The organism is Chloroflexota bacterium, assembly GCA_015478725.1.
GTDB lineage: Bacteria > Chloroflexota > Limnocylindria > Limnocylindrales > CSP1-4 > C-114.
In genome coordinates this window covers 25,386-47,103 of record JADMIG010000006.1, presented here as the reverse complement: position 1 = coordinate 47,103, position 21,718 = coordinate 25,386, and the positions used below count along the sequence as shown (strand labels likewise).

The window sequence follows — 21,718 nt, the reverse complement described above, 5'->3', positions numbered from 1 at the left end:
CCTCTCCCGATGACGAGCGCGACCTTCGAGTGGGTCGCGCCCGACGACCTCGGGAAACGCGTCAGGTCTCTCGTCGACGTGGGCGGCCGGTTCGTCATGCTCGTCGGGCTCGATGAGCGGTCGGTCGGCGGTGACAGCCTGGCAATCGAGGCGGTGGTCGCTCGCCCGGACGGTGAACTCGCCAGGCTGCGTGCCGCGCTGCCGCACGACGAGCCCGCCTACCCGTCCATCAGCCCACTCGTTCCAGCCGCCCACTGGGACGAGCGCGAGGCGAAAGACCTCTTCGGGATCGTTCCGCTCGGCCACCCGGACCCGCGCCGGCTCGTCCTTCACGAGCGCTGGCCGCGCGGCTACCACCCGCTCCGCAAGGATGTCCCGGCCGACGCTCGGCCGCCTGTCGCCGAGCGTCGTTTCGTGCCGTTCGAAGTCCACGGCGAGGGTGTCTACCAGCTCCCGGTCGGACCCATCCACGCCGGCGTCATCGAGCCCGGACACTTCCGGTTCTCGGCGATCGGCGAGCGTGTCCTGCACCTGGACGCCCGGCTGTTCTTCGTCCATCGGGGCCTCGAAAAGCTCGTCGAGTGTCGCTCGTTCGGGGCGGCGCTCCCGATCGTCGAGCGGGCCTGCGGCGTCTGCACGGTCACGCACGCGCTGGCCTACTCGCAGGCAGTCGAGCACCTGACAGGAACGGAGATCCCGCCACGGGCCCGCTGGGCGCGGGTCCTGCTCGCGGAACTCGAACGCCTCTACAACCACGTCGGCGATCTCGGGAACATCTGCGCCGGAATCGGGTTCCAGTCGGCGGTCGCGCGACTCGGCTGGCTCAAGGAACGTCTCCTGCGGCGAAACGATGCGCTCACCGGTCATCGCTATCTCACCGGGATCGTGGCCCCTGGGGGCCTCTGCACGGACCTCGATCCGGGCGGCCTCGCCGCGCTGCCGGACGCCCTCGATGAGATCGGCACGGAACTCGCCGCAGCCGTCCGCGCAATCGTCCGCTCGGAGGGGGTCATGGCCCGCTTCCATGGCACAGGCGTCGTGGGCCGCGACACGGCCGCTGCCCTCGGGGCGCTCGGGCCCACGGCCCGCGCCAGCGGGCTCGCGCCTGATCTGCGACGCGATCGGCCGTACGCAGCGTATGGCGAGGTCGAGGTCGGGCTGGTCACCGCTGCGGGGGGAGATGTGGCCGCCCGGTTCCACGTTCGTGCCCAGGAGGCTCACGATTCGCTCGGGCTCGTGCGCCAGGCCATCCGCCGCTTGCCCGGCGGGCCGATCGCGGAGCCGCCCGTCCGGATGCCGGCGCTCGGCGACACCGCCATCGGCGGGGCCGAGGGCCCACGGGGCACGTCGTGGGTCTGGCTTCGAGCGGGCTCCGGCGGGACCGTCGACCGGCTGCACCTGCGGTCGGCCTCGTTCGCGAACTGGCCGCTGGTCGCGGCCGCTGCCCCCGGTAACCTCGTGCCCGACTTTCCGCTCATCAACAAGAGCTTCGAGCTCTGCTACGCCTGCACGGATCGCTGACGTGCCCCTCGACGTCTTCGATCGCCTCCTTCGTCCACTTCGCCAGCGGCCGGTCACGAGCGGCTATCCCGATGATCCCCCCGAGCTTCCGTCGGCGGCTCGAGGCTTGCCTAGGCTCGACGCGGTCCGCTGCGATGGTTCGGCCTCGTGTGTGAGCGCCTGCCCGACCGGGGCCATCCGCCTCGATGGTTCGGCCTGGTCGCTCGATGCCGGTGCCTGCATCGTCTGCGGCGCCTGTGCCCGGGCCTGCCCCCGCGGCGCGATCCGGCTCGGGCCACTGATCGAGCTCGCCGTCCGTGACCGGGCGGATCTCACGATCCGGCGCGACTGGAGAGCAGGGCGGTGACGGGCTTTTCGGCCGACGCCATTCCGCAGGACGAGCTGGTCGCAGCGCGGCGGCTCCGCCGGACGATCGAGCGGACGCTCGGTCGTTCGCTCCATGTCCGCCACCTCGACACCGGCTCCTGCAACGGCTGCGACTGGGAGATCGCCGCGCTGCTCAACCCGTATCACGACGTCCAGCGCCTCGGCATCGACTTCGTCGCCTCGCCTCGCCACGCGGACTTGCTGCTCGTCACCGGAATCATGACGAGGAACCTGGAGGAAGCCGCCCTGCGGACGTACGAGGCGATGCCGGCGCCCCGACTCGTCGTGGCCGTTGGGGCGTGTGCGATCAGCGGTGGTGTCTTCGCCGGCAGCTACGCGGGCCGCGACGGCATCGGCGACGTCCTTCCGGTCGACGTGCTCGTGCCCGGCTGCCCGCCCCGGCCGGAGGCGCTCATCCACGGCCTCCTCGTCGCGGTCGGCCGGATGGCGCCGTTCGCGGATCGCCCAGCCGAACCGTGATCAGAACGGCCTCGATCGCCCATCCGGCACCCGCCCGATCGCGATGGCGACGTCCGCGGAGGCGAGCACCGGCGTGAATATGGCGCTGCGTCGGGCATCGTTGTCCTCCACTGATCTTGGTCCTCCACTGATCTTGGCCCGCCCGCCCCGCGCGGCCCACGATGCTTCATTCGCGAACGGTCCACCGATGCACCGATCTGGGCCCGGCCCCGCCCGCCCCGCGCCCCCCGCCCGCGGGACTTGACGAGCGGGCCGACAATCGGCGCGACCCGAGAAACGGGGAACGTCCTCCCGAACCCGAGGCATGCCGCCCAGCCATGGAACGCGACGCGTGACGACCCGATCACCGCGACAGACCCGATCACCGCAAGCACGAACGGCGCCATCGCGCGCCGTACCTGCCGCTTCGGTACCAAGGCGATCTGCATCGGCACGAACACCATCCGCGCCGGCCCGACGGACGGTCGGCGATCTCCTCGAGAACGCCCGAGCCCGTCTCGCCCGGCTCGAGCCGGCCGATGCACAGCGCGCCGTGGTGGACGACGGTGCGCTCCTCATCGACACGCGCTGCGCCGAGCTGCGCCGAGAGTTCGGCGTCGTCCCGGGATCGATCCACGTGCCGCTCTCGGTCCTCTACTGGCGACTCGATCCGAGCTCCGGCCATGCGAACATGGACCTCGCGACGCCGGAGCGTCAGGTCGTCCTCTTCTGCGCACACGGGTACAGCTCGAGCATCGCGGCAGCGACGCTTCAGGACCTCGGGTTCTCGCGGGCGACCGACGTGATCGGCGGCTTCGAGGCCTGGGCCGCGGCCGGACTCCCGGTCGAGCCCGCGCCCTGACGCCGAGCGTGCGTCTCATCCATCCGGACGAGGACGACGAGGCCTGACAGCGCGGTGAGCGCGGCGACGGCCCAGATGGCGCTCGAGATCCCTGCCGCGTCGGCGATCGCTCCCGCGACGATGGCCCCCACGGCGAAGCCGAGGTCCCGCCAGAGCCGATAGACGCCCACGGCCGAGCCCCGCCACGCCGGCTCCGCGACGTCGGCGACGGCCGCGAGCAGCGTCGGATACACCATCGCCGTACCGACACCGAGGGCCGCGGCCGCGGCGAGCGAAGGCCCGAACGACGTGGTGGCCGCGATCGCCGCGAGGGCTGCGCCCTGGACGAGCATGCCCCCCACGATGAGGGGCTTCCGCCCGGTCCGGTCCGACAGCGCGCCGGTGACGATCTGGCCGACGCTCCAGACCGCCGGGTAGGCGGCGGACAGGACGCCGATCTCGGCGATCGACCGTCCAGCCGCCGCGTAGTAGAGCGGCAGGAGTCCCCAGGCGAGGCCGTCGTTGAGGTTGTTCACGAGACCCGCCTGCGAGGCCGCCGAGAGCGACCGGTTCCCGATGGTCGTCCGCCAGAAGACGGACCGCCAGGGGGTGGCGGGGGCCCGCGGTCCGATCGCGTCGGATCGCCCACTCCCCGCGCCCTCGAGCGCGACGTGCCCGCGCGTCTCTCGGACGAACAGCGCGGACACGCCCAGGCCGAGCCCGGCGTAGGCGAGACCGAGGAAGAACGGCGCCGGCCGCAGTCCCGCCTGGGCGGCGATGAGCCCGGTGAGGAGGGCCGTCACCGCGAGCGCGCCGTAGCCCGCCGCCTCGTTGAGCCCCATCGCCAGACCTCGCCGCGCGGGGCCGACGAGGTCGATCTTCATGATGACCGTCGTCGACCACGTGAGGCCCTGGTTGAGGCCGAGCAGCACGTTTGCGGCCACGATCCAGCTCCACGAGGGGGCGAGGATGAGCATGACCGGGACGGGCAGGCCCACGAGCCAGCCGGCGACGAGGACAGGCTTGCGGCCGTACCGATCGGCGAGCGCGCCGGCCGCGAGATTCGCGATCGCCTTCGTGATCCCGAAGGCGAGGATGTACGTGAGGACCGCGCTGAGCGCGTCGAGGCCGAACACATCGCGGGCGAGCAGCGGCAGGACGGTCCGTTCCTGGCCCACCATCCCACCCACCAAGGCATTCACCCCGACGAGGAGGGAGAACTGCCCGATATTCGCCCGGAGGCCCAGGGTGAGGGGTGTCGTTCGCGACGGGTCGACCATCAGCCGCGGGCGAGCGGCAGGCTCGTCCGGCGCGCCCAGCGCTCTGGCCCACCGAGGAAGACCGCGGCGTTGCGACCGGAGCGCTCGGCCAGGCTCGCCGCACTCATCGCCCGCTCGCCGTGGCCGCAGATGAACGCCGCGCTCGGGGGGACCGCCTCGAGCGACGGGCCGACGAGGTCGCCGAGCTCGATCGGGGTGGCGCCGGGGACGTGGCCGGTCGCGAACTCGGCCGCCTGACGGACGTCGATCACGGGCACGGTGGCAGGATCGAGCGAGCGGAGGATCTCCGTCGCGGCGAGCGGACGCCCGGCGTCGCGCCAGGCGTCGATTCCGCCGGCGAGCTCGCCGAGGAGCCGCTCGTGGCCGATGCCGAGGGCCTGCCGGACGAGCTCGCGGCGGTCGTCGCCCGGCCCGAGGATGAAGACGAGCGCCCGGTCGGCGGGAACGAGCCAGCCGAGCCAGGAGGCGAACTCCGGCCGGAGCGCGATCGAGAGTGAGGCCGGGACATGGCCGGCGGCGAACGCCGTGATCGGTCGGGCGTCGACCAGCTCGGCGCCTGCCGCGAGCGCCCGGTCGATCCCGCCGACGTCGAGGGCATCGAGGCTCGGAAGCTGCCCGTAGACTCGCGGCCCGCGACGGTTCACCTCGCGGAGGCGCCGGAAGTACGTCGGATAGCTGCCGAAGGACTCCAGGAGGAGTGCGACGAAAGTGTCCTCGTCCGACGCCGCGAGGAGCGGGTTGGAGGCTCGCTCGCGGCCGATCGTCGTCGTCCGCTCGCCGGCCGCCGTCGTCGAACAGAACGACCCGCTGCCGTGCGTCGGATACACCGGCAGGTCGTCCGGCAGGCTGAGGATCCGCTCGTGGAGAGCGCGGTACAGCGACCTGGCGAGCGGTTCGGTGCGAGCCGGGGAGATGAGATCCGTCCGCGCGACGGCACCCGGCAGGAGTGCACCGCCCGAGAAGAGCGCGACCGGCCGATCCCCGTCGTGAAGGAGATACCCGAGATGCTCCGGCGTGTGGCCCGGCGTGCCGATCGCCTCGAGCCGGAGGCCGCCGAGATCGAGCGTCTCGCCGTCGTCGAGACCGGTGGCCGGAAAGGCCAGGTCCGCCTCGCGCGGCGCGACGATCGTCGCCCCGATCGCGGCCAGCTCGCGGCTTCCAGAGACGAAGTCCGCGTGGAGATGGGTCTCGACGGCATGGGAGATCCGGAGTCCCGACGATCGGGCGATCGCGAGGTAGGGGGCGATGTCGCGGGCGGGGTCGACGATGAGCGCGCGCCGGTCGCCGATGTCGATCAGGTACGACGAGTTGCCGAGTCCCTCGTCAACGAGCGCTTCGATCCGGGTCACGCGATCCTCCTCCATGTCCGGGCGAGTCTATCGCCCCGCCCGCGGCCGTCGCGGCCGAGCGGCGCGTCGGTCGCGGCCGAGCGCGTCGGACGATCCGGCCTGTCGGCCGAACCGGCCTTGACGAACCGGCGGCCGCCATCTACATTTCCGTTCAGCCTGCACGGAACTGGATGTCATCGTGACGGGCGCTGCCGCAGCAGGAGCCGCACCAGATGGCGATCCACCAGATCTCGCGATCCGAGGCGGCGTACGACGCAGCCCAGATGTTCATCCCGGGCGGGGTGAACTCGGGCGTCCGGGGTCCGGTCGGAGGCTGGCTGCCGTGCCCGCCGGTCGTCGCTCGAGGTGAGGGCAGCCACCTCTGGGACGTCGATGGCAATCGGTACACGGACTATCTGCTCGCTCTGGGGCCGATGATCCACGGTCATGTCCACCCGAGCATGACCGGCGCCGTGACCGCGGCCATCCAGGGCGTCGGCACGATGTTCGCCCTGCCGTACGAGATGGAAGCCAGGGCCGCGGCGGCGATCGTCGACGCCGTCCCGTCCGTCGAGCTCGTGCGCTTCGGGAATTCCGGCACGGAGGTCGTCCTGCACGCCACCCGCATCGCCCGCGCGGCGACCGGCAAGAACGTGGTCGTGCGGTTCGAGGGCCAGTATCACGGCTGGGCCGACCAGCTCGAATGGAGCCACCATCCGCCGCTCTCGGCGGCCGGACTCCGCCACTCGCCGCGGGCGATCCCGGGCACGCCGGGCATCCCGCCGGAGATCGGGGCGAGCCTGGCCGTCCTGCCGTGGAACGACCAGTCTGCCGTCGAGCAGCTTGTGGAACGGCGAGGGCACGAGATCGCGGCGATCCTCACCGAGCCGATCATGGGCAACACGGGCGTCATCCCGCCCCAGCCCGGCTACCTCGAGTTCCTTCGCGAGATCACCCGCGCCCATGACATCGTCCTCATCTTCGACGAGGTGATCACCGGGTTCCGGGTCGCCCGCGGCGGTGCTCAGGCGTACTACGGTGTCACCCCGGACCTGACGACGATGGCGAAGGCGCTCGGGGGCGGATTCCCGGCCGCCGCCTTCGGTGGCCGCCGCGACCTCATGGAGCTGGTCGCCGACGGAGCGGTCCTCCACGCCGGTACCTACAACGCCAACACCGTCGCCGTGTCCGCGACGATCGCATCGCTCGAGCTGCTCGCCGCTCCGGGCGTCCACGACGACCTGCATCGGCGGGGCGACCGGCTGATGGACGGCATGCGCGGCATCTTCGAGCGGGCCGGCGTGCCGGTCTCCGTGCAGGGTGTGGGCCCGATGTTCCAGTTCTGGTTCAGCGAGACGCCGATCGTCGACTACCGCGACGCAGCCGAGCACCTCAACTCGCCGAAGTACGCCGCGCTCGCCCGGGCCCTCATCGACCGGGGTGTCCTCGTCCATCCATCGAACATCGAGCTCTGGTTCGTCTCGACGGTCCACTCCGACGCGGATATCGAGGAGACGCTCGACATCTTCGAAGGCGCCGTCGCGGCCGTCCGCCCCGCATTGGGAAGCTGATCGGGGGCGATCGTCCAGCGTCGAGCCGGGAGCGACACCAGGCGCCCACCCGCGATGACGCACCTTCCGGCGAACCGCCGGCCCACGGCAGGAGGAGACTCGATCATGCGCGGACCCACTCGCATCGCCTTCGGGCTTGTCACCGTCCTCATCGTCGCGGCCTGCGGGTCGAGTACTCCCGGGCAATCCTCATCGCAGACCAGCGCCGCGCCCGCGGCCGGGAGCGCATCGGCAGCGGTCGGATCGCCCGCGCCCACCCCGCAGGCGACACCCTCGACGCTGCCGCTGCGGGTCGGCTGGCTCTCCGAGCCGGACTCGATGAACCCGCTGACGTTCACCACGACAGAGGCCCAGGAGGTCCTCCAGCTCGTCTACGACACGCTCCTCAGCTACGACCTCAACCTCAAGCCGGAACCCGGCCTCGCGACGGCCTACTCCTATTCGTCCGACGGCCTGACCGAGACGCTCAACCTTCGGTCCGGGGTGACCTGGCACGACGGCCAGCCGTTCACCGCGGCCGATGTCAAGTACACCTATGACCTGATCCACGACAACCAGCTCGGCCAGTGGGCGCAGTGGCTCATCCACCTGAAGTCCGTCGCGGCGCCGGATCCGCTGACGGTCGTGCTCACCTTCGACAAGCCGCAGGCCTTCAACCCGGCCCTCATCGTCCCCATCCTCCCGAAGCACATCTGGTCGACGATGACGGTCAAGCAGATCGAGGCATTCAGCAACGACAAGCCGATCGGCACGGGGCCGTTCACGTTCACGGAGTGGAAGAAGGGCGCCTCGATCACGGTTAGCCGGAACCCGGCGTTCTGGGGCCCGCCACCGAGCGAGGCGACGGTCACCTGGGTGCTCTACGGCAACGGCGACGTCATGGCCCAGGCCCTCAAGAACGCGGAGATCGACATCATCGCCCAGGTCCCGCCGACGATCTACGACGGACTGGCGGGCGCCAGCAGCATCAAGACGGTATCCCTGCCGTCGTTCTCGTTCCACCACATCGGCTTCAACGTATCGAGCGACCCCAAGTCGCTCGGCAACCCGCTCCTCCGCGACAGGAACATCCGCCAGGCCCTCAGCTACGCGCTCGACCGGAATCAGCTCGTCCAGCTCGCTCTGGCAGGCCACGGGCAACCGGGCGACACCATCATCCCGGCCGGCCTGAGCGACTGGCACCTGTCGATCCCGGCCGCTCAGCAGCTCAACGCCGATCCCGCGAAGGCGAACCAGATCCTCGATCAGGCCGGGTACACGGCCCGCGACAGTTCGGGCATCCGCAAGGCACCGAACGGCAAGCTGCTCGAGTTCCGACTCATCGCGATCGCGACCACGGACGTCGACGTCCGGGCGGCGCAGCTCTTCCGCGATGCCGCGAAGGCGGTCGGGATCAAGCTCGACCTTCAGACGCTCGACTCGAACACCCTGAGCAATGTCGTCTACAACGCCGCCGCACCGAACTGGGACATCTTCGTCTGGGGCTGGGATTCGGGGGTGCCGGATCCGGACTACATGCTCGGTGTCCCGCTGTGCAGCCAGATCGGCGGCAACAACGACGTCTACTACTGCAACAAGCAGTACGACGCGCTCTACGACCAGCAGGCGTCGACGATGGACCCGCTGGCCCGCAAGCAGCTCGTCGACCAGATGCAGCAGCTGTACTACGGCGACACCGCGTATATCGTCATGTGGTACCAGGACAAGCTCCAGGCCTACCGGACGGACACCTGGCAGGGGTGGACGGACGTGAAGGGCGGCATCATCTTCAACTTCACGAGGGACAACTACCTCAGGATCACGCCGGCTCACTGAAGCAGGCACGGATCGCGACCCCGCGATGCGACGCTGGCGCTACCTGGGCAGGAAGCTCGTCCAGGTAGCGCTCACCCTGTACGCCGTCGCGACGTTCAACTTCATCCTCTTCCGGATCCTGCCGGGTGACCCGATCCGCCTGCTCGCCCGGTCCGGGCACCTGGCGCCGGAGGAGATCGCTCGCCTCCACCAGTTGTTCGGGCTGGACCAGCCGCTCCCGGTCCAGTACCTGATCTACCTGAAGAACCTCATGACGGGCGACCTCGGCATGTCGCTCACCTACCGGCAGCCCGTGTTCGGCATCCTCGCCGAGCGGATCGCAAACACCGTGCTGCTCCTCGCCGCGGCGACGGTCATCGTCATCGTCGTCGGGGTGGTCGCCGGCGTCTTCGCCGCCTCGCGACGAGGATCCAGGCTCGATGCCGGGACGGTCATCGGCTCCCTCTTCTTCTGGAGCCTGCCGACGTTCTGGACGGGCCTCATCCTCATCATCGTCCTCGGCGTCTACTTCCGGGCCTTCCCGATCTCCGGCATGGGGGCTCCCGGATTCTTCGTCCAGTCGCCGCTCCAGCACGCGGTCGACCTGGCCCGCCACCTCGTCCTGCCCACCCTGACCCTCGTCCTCGTCGACATCGGCCAGTTCGTCCTCATCACCCGCAGCTCGCTCATCGACGTGCTGACCGAGGACTTCATGCTCACCGCCCGGGCCAAGGGCCTGAGCCGGCGCCGGATCCTCTGGCGTCACGGAGTCCGCAACGCGCTCCTGCCGGTCGCCACCGCGAGCGCCCTGTACGTGGGGCTCGTGATCGGCGGCACGATCCAGGTCGAGACCGTCTTCTCCTGGCCCGGCATGGGCCGGCTGATCTACGACGCCGTCCTCCAGCGCGACTATCCGATCCTCGAGGCGAGCTTCTTCATCTTCGCCGTGGTCGTCATCCTGACGAACCTGGCCAGCGACCTCCTCTACTACTCCCTCGACCCTCGTGTGCGGGACGTCTGATGGACCGCGAACGCTGGGCCCGGGCCTGGCGCGACTCGGCGAGGGTCGCCCGCCTGGCCTGGTCCGATCCGCTCGGCCGGGCCGGCCTGGTGCTCCTCGCCGCGACCATCCTGGCTGCCATCGTGGGGCCGGTGGTGCTGCCCTTCGATCCGGCTCAGGTCGGGTCCACGGCGGCGAGCATCTTCGAGCCCCCGAGTGCCGCGCACCTGCTCGGGACGGACGAGCTGGGTCGGGATGTCTTTCGGGAGACCATCGCGGGGTCCCAGGTGTCCCTCGTCGTGGGGCTCCTCGCGACGGCGATCTCGATGATCGTCGGCACGATCGTCGGCCTCGTCGGCGGCTATTTCCGGGGCGTCGGGGTGACCGCCCTCATGCGGTTCACGGACTTCTTCCTCGTCCTCCCGACCCTGCCCCTCATCATCGTCCTGGCTGCCCTCTTCGGGCAGAGCCTGGCGATCATCATCCTCGTGATCGGGCTGACGAGCTGGGCCTCCACGGCCCGGATCGTCCGCTCCCAGGTGCTGAGCCTTCGCGAGCGGACCTTCATCGAGCGGGTCCGGGGACTCGGCGCGAGCGACCTCCGGATCGTCGGTGTCCACATCCTGCCCAACGTCCTGCCCCTCGTCTTCGCCAACACGGTGCTCGTCATCGCCGGTTCGATCCTCTCCGAGGCGACCCTCGCCTTCCTCGGCCTCGGAGATCCCGTCCACGTCTCGTGGGGCACGATGCTCCACTTCGCCTTCGAGGCCGGCGCCGCCGGTCGCGGCGCGTGGTGGTATCTGCTGCCGCCGGGGATCGGGATCGTCATCGTCGTCCTCGGGTTCACGCTCGTGGGTCACACCCTCGATCGGATCGTCAATCCGCGCCTGAGGATCCGCTGATGAGCCTGCTCGAGCTCCGCGACCTGCGGGTCGGCTACGCCACCTCGGACGGTGAGGTCCGGGCGGTCGATGGGCTGAGCCTGCGGCTCGAACCCGGAGAGGCGCTCGGCCTGGCCGGCGAGTCGGGGTGCGGGAAGACCACCGCGGCACTCGCGATCCCGCGCCTGCTGCCGGCGAGCGCGACGGTGACCGGTCAGATCGTGTTCGACGGCGAGGATCTCCTGACGCTCAGCGAGCGGGCCATGGAGCGCCGCCGATGGCGCGACATCTCGGTCGTCTTCCAGGGCGCGATGAACGCGCTCAACCCGGTCGAATCGGTCGGCTCCCAGATCCGCGAGCCGATCCGCTACCACGAACCCGCGACGAGCTCGGCCGCCGCCGAGGCGCGTGTCCTCGAGCTGTTCGACCTCGTCGGGCTTGCCCGCGACCGGGCGCGCCAGTATCCCCACGAGTACAGCGGCGGGATGCGCCAGCGGGCGATGATCGCGATGGCGCTCGCCTGCCGACCACGGGTGGTGATCGCGGACGAGCCCGTGACCGCGCTCGATGTGATGATCCAGGCCCAGATCCTCGATCTTCTCCGGAACCTCCGCCGGGAGCTGGGCCTGGCGATGATCCTCATCTCGCACGACCTGTCCGTGATCGCCGAGACGTGCGACCGGGTCGCCATCATGTACGCCGGCCGTCTCGCCGAGCAGGGGAGCGCGGAGCAGGTCTACCGAAACCCGAAGCATCCCTACACGCAGGCGCTGCTCCACGCGTTTCCGAACATCCGGGCCGATCGAGCGTTCGTGGCCGGGATCCCGGGGCACCCACCCGATCTCATCGAGCCGCCGTCCGGGTGCCCCTTCGCGGACCGCTGCCCGCTCGCGATCGAGCGGTGTCGCGTCGAAGCGCCCCTGCTCCGCCCCATGGCGGCCGGACACACCGTCGCCTGCCACCTCGCGACGGCCGGCGGAACCGTCCCGGCCGAGATCATCCATGAGTGAAACATCCATGCCTGCACCATCCGCGTCCGCATCGGCGACGCGACCCGAACCGCTCATCGCGATCCGGGACCTCGAGGTGCACTTCCCCCTGCGGAGCGGGTTCGGCGGCCTGGGTCGCCCGGGCCGGGTCGTCCGGGCGGTCGACGGCGTGAGCTTCGAGATCCTCCCGGGCGAGGTCCTCGCCCTCGTCGGCGAATCGGGGTGTGGCAAGACGACCATCGCCCGCGCCCTCCTGCACCTGGAACGAGCGACAGGGGGGCAGATCATCTATCGCGGGCAGGATCTGACCCGGGTCCGGGGACGCGCGCTGCGTCGCCTCCGTCAGAAGATCCAGCTCGTCTTCCAGGACCCGTACGAGTCGCTCGATCCGCGGCAGACGGTGTACGAGATCGTGGCCGAACCGCTCATCATCCACGGTCTCGCTCCGGCCGAGGCGGACCGCCGGCGGATCGTCCACGCGGCCCTCGCGGCCGCCGGCCTGCATCCACCCGAGCAGATCGGGCGCCGCTATCCGCACCATCTCTCGGGCGGGCAGCGGCAGCGGGTCGCGATCGCGGCGACCCTCGTCCTGGAGCCGGATTTCGTCGTCGCGGACGAGCCGGTCTCGATGCTCGACGTGTCGGTCCGGGCGGAGATCCTGCGGCTCATGCTGGAGTTGAGGACGACGCATGGGCTGACCTACCTGTTCATCACCCATGACCTGTCGCTTGCCTGGGTCATCGCCGACCGGATCGCGGTGGTCTACCTGGGCCGGATCGTCGAGATCGGACCCACGGATGCTGTCATCGGCAGACCGCGTCACCCGTACACGAAGGCACTCGTGTCCGTCGTGCCCATCCCCGAACCGGGTGAGCGGACCGGCCGGACGATCCTGAGCGGTGAGGCTCCCTCGCCGACCGACATCCCGCGCGGGTGTCGCTTCCAGAGCCGCTGCCCGCTTCGCCGGGAGCTCGGCGACCCGTCTCGCTGCGAGACGGACGACCCACGCCTCGAAGGACCCGGCGATCACGCCGTGGCCTGCCACTTCGCCTGAAGGAGACCCCCGTGCCCACCACCGACGCCGCCGTCGAATCGCTCCTCTCGGACCTGGTGAGGATCGATTCGGTCACGCCGTGGCTCATCCCCGGCGCCGCCGGGGAGGGAGCGGTGGCTCGCCACATCGCCGACTGGTTCGCGGACCTCGAGCCTGTCGAGGCGACCCTCGAGGAGGTCGAGCCCGGCCGACCGAACGTCATCGTCCGACTGCGGGGCTCAGGCGGCGGCCCGAACCTCTATCTCAACGCCCATTCGGACACCGTCGGCTACGCGAACTGGCGCGAGGAAGCCCTCGTTCCGGTCCGCGACGGCGATCGCCTCATCGGCATCGGCGTGGCAGACGACAAGAGCTCGTGCGCCATGGGCATGCTCGCGATGCGCGCCCTGGCCGGCCGGCGGACGAAGCTGGCCGGCGATCTGGTCCTCGCCTGCACGGTCGACGAGGAGGGCGCGTCGATCGGCACGCAACACCTCATCGCGGGGCACCCGATGGATGCGACTCTCATCCTCGAACCGGAGGGCATCGACAGGATCGTCGTCGAACACCAGGGCTTCGGCTGGCTCGACATCGTGGTCCACGGGCGGGCGGCCCATGGCTCCGATCCAGGGCAGGGGATCGATGCCATCGTCCACATGGCGGAGGTCGTGCGGCGGCTCCATGAGCTCGATGGGGCTGGCTTCGGCCAGGGGGACGGTGGCCGCAACGGGCGAACCGTGTTCCACACCGGAACGATCTCCGGCGGCACGGACTACGCGACGTATCCGACCCGCTGCGTCCTCGGCATCGAGATCGGGACGCAGCCGGGCGAGCACCTGACGGACCGGATCCGGGAGATCGAGGCGATCTTCGACGATGTCCGGTCGAGCTTCCCTGGCTTCCGTGGCGAGGTGATCGCGCGGGTCGATCGGGAGCCCTTCCGGGCGGCCGGCCACGAACGGCTCCTCGACGCGCTGGCGAATGCGACCGAGCGGGTGCTCGGACGGCCGCTCGAGGCGATCGGGCTCAACGCCTGGTGCGACTCCGGCCTCACCCAGGGCGCGGGCATCCCCACCCTCTGCTACGGCGCCCTCGGCGGCAACTTCCATACCCCCGGCGAATGGGTCTCTGTCAGTGAGATCGTCCAGGGAGTCGAGATCCTCGAACGGACGATCGAGACGTACCTCGGATAGCCTGAGCGGACGGCTGATCGATCCACGCCGCCAGGGTCGAAAGGACGGAGATGGATCACGCGGTCACGGTCCTCGAGCTCCTCCGCCAGCACGAGCGAGCGTCGCGGACAGAGCTCGCCGAGCTGAGCGGTCTCTCGCCGGCCACGATCAGCCGGGCCGTCGCCCACCTGCGCCGGCGCGGACTCGTCCGCGAGCGAGTCCTTGAGCACGTCCCGCTCGGACGTCCCCCGATGGTCGTCGAGCTCGAGGCGTCCGCGGCGTACCTCCTCGCGATCGACGCCGGCGGATCGCGGATCCGGGCCAGCCTCGCCGACCTCGAGGGAACGCTCGTCGTCACGGAGCATGGCGAGGTCCGTCGCCCGCGCGACCCGGCCAGCGTCATCCGCGAGATCGGCCGGGTCGCCCGCCGCGCCGCCCGCCGCGCCGACGGCCGCCCGATCCTCGCGGCGGCGGCGGGGATCTCCGGGATCGTCGATGCCGGCAGGGGCATCGTCCTCCTCTCGCCGGACCTCCCGGGCCTCGAGGGCGCATCCGCCGCGGAGTTGCTCGGCGCTGAGCTGGACATGCCCGTCGCGATCGACAACGACGACATCCTGGCCGCCGTAGGCGAGGCCTCGGTCGGTGCGGCACGCGGCTCCACGGATGTCGTGTTCCTGTCCCTCGGATACGGCCTGGGCGCAGGCATCATCGTCGGCGGCCGTCCGCTCCGCGGCGCGGCGTCTGCCGCCGGGGCGATCGCGTATTTCGCTCCGGGACGGCTCGAGGAGCGGGCATCCGGCCGGGCGATCGCCAGCCGGTACGCGCATCGGACACACGGATCGTCCGATGCGATCGGAGCCCGGGAGGTCTTCCATCTGGCCGCCGCGGGCGACGCCGTTGCGAGGGCCGTGGTCGCGGAGGCCGTCAACGCCCTCGGCGAGCTCGTGGTGAACGTCGCGGCGCTCCTCGATCCGCAGGTCATCATCGTCGGCGGCGGTCTGGCCCGGAACGGGGCGGCGCTCGTCGAGCCGCTGGCGGACCGCCTCCGCTCGAGCGTCCCCTTCCCGCCGCGGCTCCTGCCCTCGCTGCTCGACGAAGCTGCGGTGGCGCAGGGGGCGGCGCTCCTCGCCCTGTCGCTGAGCCGGCAGCGGATGGCCAACGGCGCCGGCGGGTCCGCCGTTCGCCCGGAGCCGGCCCGGGTCGGGATGCTCGAGCTGGTCTGATCGCGGTCACGCGGAAGTTCGGAGCCGGCTCGGTGTCCCGTCGCGCGTTCCGAGCCTGGCAGCGCGACGCATACTCCGGCGCATGCGGCTCGGATCGTCCCTCATTCGGCCCGCGCGCCGCCTCGCGTTCCTCGGCGTCGCCGAGAACGACACCGAGGCCACCCGTGCCCAGAAGGCCGCCCTGACCCTTGCCGCGGCGATCATCACGGTCCTCTCGGTCGCCTGGGTCGGGACGTACCTGGTCCTCGGCCTCGTCCAGGCGGCCGCGATCCCGTTCGCCTATCAGATCGCTTCCGTGGCCAGTCTCGTCGTCTTCGCCCGCACGAAGAGCTATCCGTTCTTCCGCTTCAGCCAGGCGACGATGATGTCCCTCCTGCCGTTCGCGCTCCAATGGACGCTCGGCGGCTACGTCGCCTCGAGCGCGGTCAGCCTGTGGGCCCTCGTGGCGGCGATCGGGACGCTCTTCTTCTTCACCGCCGACGAGTCCGTTCCGTGGTTCGTCGCGTTCCTTGGCCTGACGGTGCTCTCGGGTCTGCTCGACCCGGCCCTGTCGGCGCATCCGGCCGGGATCCCGGACGGCGTCCGCATCGCGTTCTTCGTCCTCAACGTAGCGGGCGTGTCGCTCACCGCCTACGCCCTGCTCCAGTACGCGGTCCGAGCCCGGGACGAAGCATTCGCGCGGTCGGACGGCCTCCTCCTCAACGTCCTTCCGAGAGTCATCGCCGAACGGCTCAAGCGCGAGCGTGGCGTCATCGCCGAAGCACACGAGGAGGTGACGGTCCTCTTCGCCGATGTCGTCGACTTCACCGCGTTCACGGAGCGGACCGAGCCCGAGCGGGTGGTGGGCGTGCTCGACGAGATCTTCAGCGCCTTCGACGGGCTCGCCGAGCGCCATGGCCTGGAGAAGATCAAGACGATCGGAGACGCGTACATGGTCGCCTCCGGGCTGCCGGAGCCGAGGCCAGACCATGCCACAGCGATGGCGGAGATGGCGCTCGACATGCAGGCGACGCTCAGCGATCTGGCCGCGGTGCTCGAGATCGACATCGCGATCCGGATCGGCATGGACAGCGGACCGGTCATCGCCGGGGTCATCGGTCGCCACAAGTTCACCTACGACCTCTGGGGCGACACCGTGAACACGGCGAGCCGGATGGAGTCCCATGGCCTGCCGGGCCGGATCCAGGTGACCGAAGGGACCCAGCGGCGCCTGCGCGAGCGGTACGAGTTCGAGGATCGCGGTGAGATCGAGGTGAAGGGGAAGGGCCGACGGCGAACCTATCTTCTGGTCGGCCGCCGGACGCCGGATGCCGTGCTCGCCACGGCCGAGCGCGCTACGTCACCGCGTGATGCACGGCCTTGACCTTGAGCATGGCAGCGTCCGCCCGCTCCGTAAGCTGCTCCGGGGTGTCGCCCTCCCCGAGCGCGGCAAACCCGACACTGATGCCGACGCGAGCGTTCGCCTCGATCGCGACGCCGATCGCGGTGAACCGGCGCTTCGCTTCGGCAAGATCCGTCCCACCGAGCCCGCAGACGAATTCGTCGCCGCCGTAGCGGACGATCGGGTCGAAGGAACGCAGCCTCGTGCGGATCGCGTCCACCACGGTCTGCAGGACCCGATCGCCCGCTGCGTGGCCGTCGCGATCGTTCACGACCTTGAGGCGGTCGACGTCGACGAAGGCGAGGACGAACCGACCGTCCGAACGTCGCGCCCGGTCGATCTCGTGAGAGAGCGCGAGTCGACCCATCTCACGGCGGTACGCACCGGTCAGCTCGTCGAGGTGGGCTGAGCGGAGCTCCGCCTCGAGGCGGGCCCGCTCCTGCGCGAACGCTGCACGGTCCGCGGCTGCCCGCTCGCGATCTGCGGCCGCTCGCGCCCGATCGGCAGCGGCCCGTGCACGCAGCTCTTCGAGCCGTTTCGCCAGGGAGGCCTCGGGCATGGCCCCGACCCGGGTCAGGACGGCTGTTCGCGCATCGCGGGCGCGACCAGTCTGGTCGCGAACGCCCGCGATGCGATCTCGGTCGTTGGCGGTCGCGTCACGGTGGCGCGCCGTGCCCGCACGATCGAGTCGGTTCCCGAGACGCTCGAAGGATCCCGTCTGTCGCTCGTTGCGCGAGGCGTCGAAGGCGCTCTGCTCCGCGGTGTCCAGGTTGTGATGCGCGGCACGTTCGCGATCTGCGGCCGCCTGGTCGTGGTCCGAGGCGTGCTGGTCGCGATCGGCGCTCGTCTGGTCGGACGCCGAGGCGATCTGGTCGGTGTCGGCGAGCGTCTGGTCGGCGTCTGCTGACGACTGGTCCGCATCAGCCGACGTCTGGTCCGCATCCAGCGCTCGATGAGCGGCCGAGGCCACCCTCCGGGGCGCGACCTTCGCGTTGCTGACCGCCTTTTGTCCCTTTCCGTTCGGATGGTCGCTCTTCATCTCGTCCCCTCCAGGCCGGCGTCGTGGGTGCCCGCCGGTGCACTGTTGACTGCGTGCACCGGCGCGACGCTACCACCCCGCTGATGGGACCGCAGCGATGAAAACCCTGCATGGCGCCAGGTAAGATCCAGAGCGATCGACCCGCGCGCAACCTATGCGTCAAGAGCGAGCGCGATCGCCTCGTCGACCGTCAGGGCCGAGCCCTGGTCCCAGGCTTCGGCAAGAGCGGCATCGTCGAGTCGGGCGTGGAGGGTGGCGAGCGTCTTCTCGTTCAACTCCGCGACCCACGAGGAGACACCGCCGATCTCGGCGCGCATTACCTCGGCCCTGGACAGGAGCCGAGCGGCGATCTCTGCTGTCCCGTCGGCGGCGAGGTAGCCGGCGAACAGGCAAAGGTTTTCCACGATCCCGCCAGGCCTGTTCTGGTCACGATTGATGCGCAGCGACTCCTTCTGCATCGCGAGGGCATCCTGGACCCGACCCTCTTCGAAGGCGAACGTCGCCAGCTGAAAGAGTTGGACCGCCACGACGGCCTCGTCAGACTGCGCCCGTGCCCGCTGGAGGACGTCCTCGTGGAGGACCCGGCTGCGCTCGGGATCACCGAGCTGGAAGTACATCCACGCGAGCCCGTCAGTCGCGAGCAGGGTGTAGTGGTCGTCGCCGAGATCGCGGAATGCCCGCAGGCTCTCCTCGAAGAGCGGCAGGGCCGTCGCCCAATCGCTCTCCTCGGTCGCGAGCATTCCGAGCATGAATACGGAGTACGCGGCGCCCCACGCATCCCCGAGCGTGCGATGAAGCGCGAGCGCCTCCTCGGCACGAAGTCTCCCCGTCGCCACGTCTTCACCGTTGGCCGCCATCACGGCGGCTCCGTTGAGGGCCCGAGCCCGAGCGGCCGTCGGACGTTCATCCGCGCGGAGCAGGCTGTCGAGAACTCGCCGGCCTTCCGCCAGATGACCTCTCAGGTACCAGAACCGCGACAGGGCTCCCGCCAGCTCCAACGCAAGCTGTGTCTGGCCGGACGCCTCGAGCCGGTCGAGCGCGGCACGGAAGTTGTCGTGGTCGGCCTGTAGCCGGTCGAGCCACTCTCCAGGACTGCCACGCAGGTTCGGATACGCCGCCTCAGCGAGCGCCAGGAAGTGCTCCGCGTGGCGCCGCCGCAGCTCCTCGGCCTCGTCCGAGGCCTCGAGTCGTTCGGCCGCGTACTCCCGGATCGTCGCCAGCATCCAGAAGCGCTCGTCGGTGTGGCGGAGGAGGGACTTGTCGACCAGCGACTGGAGGGCGTCGAGGTCGGACGCTGTGACGGCCTCGGCGGCCTCCAGCGTGCAGCCGCCCCTGAAGACGGCGAGTCGCGCGAAGAGGGCCTTCTCCTTCCTGGAGAGCAGCTCGTAGGACCATTCGATCGTGGCCCGAAGGGTCTGCTGTCGGGGGTCCGCGTCTCGTCCGCCCTTGAGCAGATCGAGGCGATCCGAGAGCCGCTCGAGGATCTGCTTCGGCGAAAGCACGCTCGCTCTGGCGGCGGCCAGCTCGAGCGCCAGGGGCAGGTTGTCGAGCGCGCGGCACAGCTCGTGGACGGTCCGCTCGGGCACGGCTCCGGCCCGATCGCAGAAGAGCCCGACCGCGTCCGCCTCGGCGAGCGGAAGGACCGGGTACTCGACCTCTCCTCTGACCCGCAGGAGCTCCCGGCTCGTGACGAGCAGCTTGAGATTGGGGCAGATCTCGACGAGCGCGGAGAGCTCGGGGGCTGCCTCGACCACCTGCTCGAGATTGTCCAGCAGGAGCAAGAGCTCGCGCTCCCCGATGTGGTCGGCCAGGCCGTCCCTGGCGCCGAGCGTCTGCGCGATCGTCACGGCAACAAGCGTCGGTTCTCGGAGCGGAGCAAGGCCGACCCAGAAGACGCCCGCCCTGAACCCCGGAACGAGCTCTGCCGCCGCCTCGATCGCGAGGCGGGTCTTGCCCGAACCGCCGGGTCCGGTCAGGGTGACCAGACGGGCGCCGTCGCGGAGCAGCGTGGCCACCTCCTCGACCTCGCGCTCCCGGCCCACGAACGAGCTGGCCGGGCGGGGCAGGTTCGTGTTCGAGATCGTCTTGAGCGGCGGGAACCGATCCGCGCCAAGCTGGAAGATCGAGACTGGCCCGGCGAAATCCTTCAGGCGGTGCTCTCCGAGGTCGCTGAGAGCGAAACGCTCGTCGAGAAACGCTCGCGTCGCCTGCGACAGGACGATCTGGCCGCCGTGCGAAGAGGCCGCGACCCGGGCGGCGAGATGGACGTCGTCTCCGACGTAGCCCTCCGCGGTCAGGTAGGGCGTGCCGGTGTGCAGACCCATCCGCGCCCGGATGGGGCCGGAGGCCAGCCCCGCCTGCGCTTCCTGCGCCGCCTCGATCGCACCGGGCGCTGTCGGGAAGGCGACAAAGAACGCGTCGCCCTGGGTGTCCACCTCGACCCCGGCGTGCGCGGCACACACCTCGCGGATCACCCGGCGATGCTCGGCCAGTGCTTCCGCGTACCCCTCGGCGCCGAGCTCGTGCAGGAGCTTCGTCGAGCCCTCCACGTCGGTGAAGAGGAACGTGACGGTGCCGGATGGGAGATCGCGCCGCATAACCGTCATGATGCGCCAGAGAAATGTCTCCAGAGCGGGAGGATTCCAAGGTGAAGCCCGACCGCGTCGAGGCACTCCAGCGATTGATCGCGAGCTACGGCGACCTGGCGGTGCCGGGCTTCGTCGGGACCCACGTCTACCGGACGGACGCCGACGCGAATCGAAATGGCGCGCGATCCGAGATTCGGTCGGGCATGCGCACGCTGGTCCGTTCGAGTCGGGCTTCGGATCCACCATGTCGCCTTCACTGTCAGGATTGGGCGGTCATCGCCGACCGCACCGCCTCGCGCGCCTACCGCCTGACGATCACCGTCTCGAGGTACTCGCTCGGGACGACCATGCTGCCGTCGTCGGCGCGATTGAAGCGAGAGATGAGATCGAGCAGGTCAGTCTCGAGCGCGGCGCGACCGGCCGTTCCGACGGCCTCGAAGCTCTTCATCGTCGGCCCGTAGAAGCGTCGCCAGTACTCGAGGTAGGCCTCCGGCGAGCGGTAGCGGAAGACGTAGTGACGTCGCTCGAAGCGGATCTCGGCGATGGCGTCGCCAAAGAGCTCACGCAGCCGTACCTCGGTCCCCCAGAGGACCGGCGAGCGGAGCCCGACCGGCGGCGGGACGTGCTTCGCGTTCGTCTTGAACAGCTGGCCGATGAAGCCCTCGGGTGTGTGCGCCACGAGGCCGATCCGACCGCTCGATCGACACACGCGGGCGAGTTCGCGCGCCGTCTGTTCCTGGTTCGGGGCGAACATCGCGCCGAAGACCGAGCTGACGACGTCGAAGCTGCCTTCGTCGAATGGCAGCGCCTCGGCGTCGCCCTCCACGAACTCGGCCTCAAGGCCCTCGACCCCGGCGCGCCGATGCGCCCGTTCCAGCAATGCCGGCACGTAGTCCAGCCCGACGACGGTGCAGCCCCGTCGGGCTGCCGCAAGAGCCGCGTTGCCGCTGCCGGTGGCAACGTCGAGAACCCGTTCGGTGGAGCGCAGGTCGAGCGCCTCGATGAGCAACTCCGAGACGATCAGGATCTGGGTCCCGATCATGTGGTAGTCGCCGCTCGCCCAGGTCGCTTGCTGGCGCTGCTTGATCGCTGCGAGGTCGGGGGTGGCGTGATCGTCTGGCATGGAGCAGCAGCCTACACTACGATTCCAGCGGGTCCCACCTCTCCCGCTGCGGCGACCGCAGGCCGGGACGCGCGTCCCGTCAGCGTTCGCCGACCCCATGGTTGTTGCGATGGGAGCATGTGACGCGCG

The 21,718-nt window shown here is 70.2% G+C and carries 18 protein-coding genes; 13 read left to right on the top strand and 5 right to left on the bottom strand.

From position 1 onward, the window contains the following. Window positions 1-9: 9 nt before the first annotated feature. The 4 genes from IVW53_06430 (at window position 10) to IVW53_06415 (ending at window position 3,208) form a co-directional block, all read left to right on the top strand. The gene (locus IVW53_06430) at window positions 10-1,521 is read left to right on the top strand and encodes an NADH-quinone oxidoreductase subunit C (protein MBF6605204.1); all 1,512 of its coding nucleotides are present in this window, start codon (window positions 10-12) and stop codon (window positions 1,519-1,521) included. 1 nt (window position 1,522) lies between these two features. Then, complete coding sequence (locus IVW53_06425; protein MBF6605203.1) at window positions 1,523-1,867, top strand: 4Fe-4S binding protein; 345 nt, start codon at window positions 1,523-1,525, stop codon at window positions 1,865-1,867. Next, on the top strand, window positions 1,849-2,367 hold the full coding sequence (locus tag IVW53_06420; GenBank protein ID MBF6605202.1) for an NADH-quinone oxidoreductase subunit B family protein: 519 nt from the start codon (window positions 1,849-1,851) through the stop codon (window positions 2,365-2,367). Before IVW53_06425 ends, IVW53_06420 begins: the two co-directional genes overlap by 19 nt. 304 nt (window positions 2,368-2,671) lie before the next feature. Beyond that, a complete protein-coding gene (locus IVW53_06415; GenBank protein MBF6605201.1) occupies window positions 2,672-3,208 on the top strand; it encodes a sulfurtransferase in 537 nt (178 codons plus the stop codon). Here the strand turns inward: IVW53_06415 and IVW53_06410 are convergent. Together IVW53_06410 and IVW53_06405 are read right to left on the bottom strand one after the other, a co-directional pair. Next, window positions 3,118-4,467 carry an MFS transporter gene (locus IVW53_06410; GenBank protein ID MBF6605200.1) on the bottom strand — a complete coding sequence of 450 codons (1,350 nt, stop codon included), beginning with the start codon at window positions 4,465-4,467 and terminating at the stop codon, window positions 3,118-3,120. The genes IVW53_06415 and IVW53_06410 overlap by 91 nt on opposite strands. Further along, window positions 4,467-5,831: an MBL fold metallo-hydrolase gene (locus tag IVW53_06405; GenBank protein ID MBF6605199.1), complete on the bottom strand. Its 1,365-nt coding sequence runs from the start codon at window positions 5,829-5,831 to the stop codon at window positions 4,467-4,469. Before IVW53_06405 ends, IVW53_06410 begins: the two co-directional genes overlap by 1 nt. Window positions 5,832-6,028: 197 nt before the next feature. On the opposite strand from IVW53_06405, the gene IVW53_06400 reads away from it, so the two are divergent. The 9 genes from IVW53_06400 to IVW53_06360 all read left to right on the top strand — a co-directional run bounded on the left by IVW53_06400 (window position 6,029) and on the right by IVW53_06360 (window position 16,821). Further along, on the top strand, window positions 6,029-7,366 hold the full coding sequence (locus IVW53_06400; protein ID MBF6605198.1) for a glutamate-1-semialdehyde 2,1-aminomutase: 1,338 nt from the start codon (window positions 6,029-6,031) through the stop codon (window positions 7,364-7,366). Between the two features lie 105 nt (window positions 7,367-7,471). After that, window positions 7,472-9,181, top strand: a complete 1,710-nt coding sequence (locus tag IVW53_06395; GenBank protein MBF6605197.1) for an ABC transporter substrate-binding protein — start codon at window positions 7,472-7,474, stop codon at window positions 9,179-9,181. Window positions 9,182-9,206: 25 nt separating this feature from the next. Next, window positions 9,207-10,181, top strand: coding sequence for an ABC transporter permease (locus IVW53_06390; protein ID MBF6605196.1), 975 nt, complete (start codon window positions 9,207-9,209; stop codon window positions 10,179-10,181). Further along, window positions 10,181-11,062 carry an ABC transporter permease gene (locus IVW53_06385; GenBank protein ID MBF6605195.1) on the top strand — a complete coding sequence of 294 codons (882 nt, stop codon included), beginning with the start codon at window positions 10,181-10,183 and terminating at the stop codon, window positions 11,060-11,062. Before IVW53_06390 ends, IVW53_06385 begins: the two co-directional genes overlap by 1 nt. Next, the gene (locus IVW53_06380; protein MBF6605194.1) at window positions 11,062-12,051 is read left to right on the top strand and encodes an ABC transporter ATP-binding protein; all 990 of its coding nucleotides are present in this window, start codon (window positions 11,062-11,064) and stop codon (window positions 12,049-12,051) included. The genes IVW53_06385 and IVW53_06380 overlap by 1 nt, the downstream gene beginning before the upstream one ends. Before the next feature lie 7 nt (window positions 12,052-12,058). After that, a complete protein-coding gene (locus tag IVW53_06375; protein ID MBF6605193.1) occupies window positions 12,059-13,084 on the top strand; it encodes an ATP-binding cassette domain-containing protein in 1,026 nt (341 codons plus the stop codon). Between the two features lie 11 nt (window positions 13,085-13,095). Continuing rightward, the gene (locus tag IVW53_06370) at window positions 13,096-14,256 is read left to right on the top strand and encodes a M20/M25/M40 family metallo-hydrolase (protein ID MBF6605192.1); all 1,161 of its coding nucleotides are present in this window, start codon (window positions 13,096-13,098) and stop codon (window positions 14,254-14,256) included. A 50-nt stretch (window positions 14,257-14,306) separates the two neighbouring features. Beyond that, window positions 14,307-15,458 (top strand): ROK family transcriptional regulator, encoded by a 1,152-nt coding sequence (locus tag IVW53_06365; protein ID MBF6605191.1) that lies wholly within the window; start codon window positions 14,307-14,309, stop codon window positions 15,456-15,458. Between the two features lie 82 nt (window positions 15,459-15,540). Next, the gene (locus IVW53_06360) at window positions 15,541-16,821 is read left to right on the top strand and encodes an adenylate/guanylate cyclase domain-containing protein (GenBank protein ID MBF6605190.1); all 1,281 of its coding nucleotides are present in this window, start codon (window positions 15,541-15,543) and stop codon (window positions 16,819-16,821) included. On the opposite strand, the gene IVW53_06355 is transcribed toward IVW53_06360, so the two are convergent. The 3 genes from IVW53_06355 to IVW53_06345 all read right to left on the bottom strand — a co-directional run bounded on the left by IVW53_06355 (window position 16,793) and on the right by IVW53_06345 (window position 21,688). Further along, window positions 16,793-17,878, bottom strand: a complete 1,086-nt coding sequence (locus IVW53_06355) for a GGDEF domain-containing protein (protein ID MBF6605189.1) — start codon at window positions 17,876-17,878, stop codon at window positions 16,793-16,795. The genes IVW53_06360 and IVW53_06355 overlap by 29 nt on opposite strands. A 152-nt stretch (window positions 17,879-18,030) precedes the next feature. Continuing rightward, window positions 18,031-20,484, bottom strand: coding sequence for a tetratricopeptide repeat protein (locus IVW53_06350; GenBank protein ID MBF6605188.1), 2,454 nt, complete (start codon window positions 20,482-20,484; stop codon window positions 18,031-18,033). Window positions 20,485-20,767: 283 nt separating this feature from the next. After that, the gene (locus IVW53_06345; protein ID MBF6605187.1) at window positions 20,768-21,688 is read right to left on the bottom strand and encodes a class I SAM-dependent methyltransferase; all 921 of its coding nucleotides are present in this window, start codon (window positions 21,686-21,688) and stop codon (window positions 20,768-20,770) included. Between the last annotated feature and the right edge of the window lie 30 nt (window positions 21,689-21,718).

What these genes read in the sequence shown, in the direction of transcription:
- IVW53_06430 (MBF6605204.1), top strand. Translation starts at nt 10, where the DNA reads ATGACGAGCGCGACCTTCGAGTGGGTCGCGCCCGACGACCTCGGGAAA.
- IVW53_06415 (MBF6605201.1), top strand. Translation starts at nt 2,672, where the DNA reads ATGCCGCCCAGCCATGGAACGCGACGCGTGACGACCCGATCACCGCGA.
- IVW53_06410 (MBF6605200.1), bottom strand. Translation starts at nt 4,467, where the DNA reads ATGGTCGACCCGTCGCGAACGACACCCCTCACCCTGGGCCTCCGGGCG.
- IVW53_06405 (MBF6605199.1), bottom strand. Translation starts at nt 5,831, where the DNA reads ATGGAGGAGGATCGCGTGACCCGGATCGAAGCGCTCGTTGACGAGGGA.
- IVW53_06400 (MBF6605198.1), top strand. Translation starts at nt 6,029, where the DNA reads ATGGCGATCCACCAGATCTCGCGATCCGAGGCGGCGTACGACGCAGCC.
- IVW53_06395 (MBF6605197.1), top strand. Translation starts at nt 7,472, where the DNA reads ATGCGCGGACCCACTCGCATCGCCTTCGGGCTTGTCACCGTCCTCATC.
- IVW53_06390 (MBF6605196.1), top strand. Translation starts at nt 9,207, where the DNA reads ATGCGACGCTGGCGCTACCTGGGCAGGAAGCTCGTCCAGGTAGCGCTC.
- IVW53_06385 (MBF6605195.1), top strand. Translation starts at nt 10,181, where the DNA reads ATGGACCGCGAACGCTGGGCCCGGGCCTGGCGCGACTCGGCGAGGGTC.
- IVW53_06380 (MBF6605194.1), top strand. Translation starts at nt 11,062, where the DNA reads ATGAGCCTGCTCGAGCTCCGCGACCTGCGGGTCGGCTACGCCACCTCG.
- IVW53_06375 (MBF6605193.1), top strand. Translation starts at nt 12,059, where the DNA reads ATGCCTGCACCATCCGCGTCCGCATCGGCGACGCGACCCGAACCGCTC.
- IVW53_06365 (MBF6605191.1), top strand. Translation starts at nt 14,307, where the DNA reads ATGGATCACGCGGTCACGGTCCTCGAGCTCCTCCGCCAGCACGAGCGA.
- IVW53_06360 (MBF6605190.1), top strand. Translation starts at nt 15,541, where the DNA reads ATGCGGCTCGGATCGTCCCTCATTCGGCCCGCGCGCCGCCTCGCGTTC.
- IVW53_06355 (MBF6605189.1), bottom strand. Translation starts at nt 17,878, where the DNA reads ATGAAGAGCGACCATCCGAACGGAAAGGGACAAAAGGCGGTCAGCAAC.
- IVW53_06350 (MBF6605188.1), bottom strand. Translation starts at nt 20,484, where the DNA reads ATGACGGTTATGCGGCGCGATCTCCCATCCGGCACCGTCACGTTCCTC.
- IVW53_06345 (MBF6605187.1), bottom strand. Translation starts at nt 21,688, where the DNA reads ATGGGGTCGGCGAACGCTGACGGGACGCGCGTCCCGGCCTGCGGTCGC.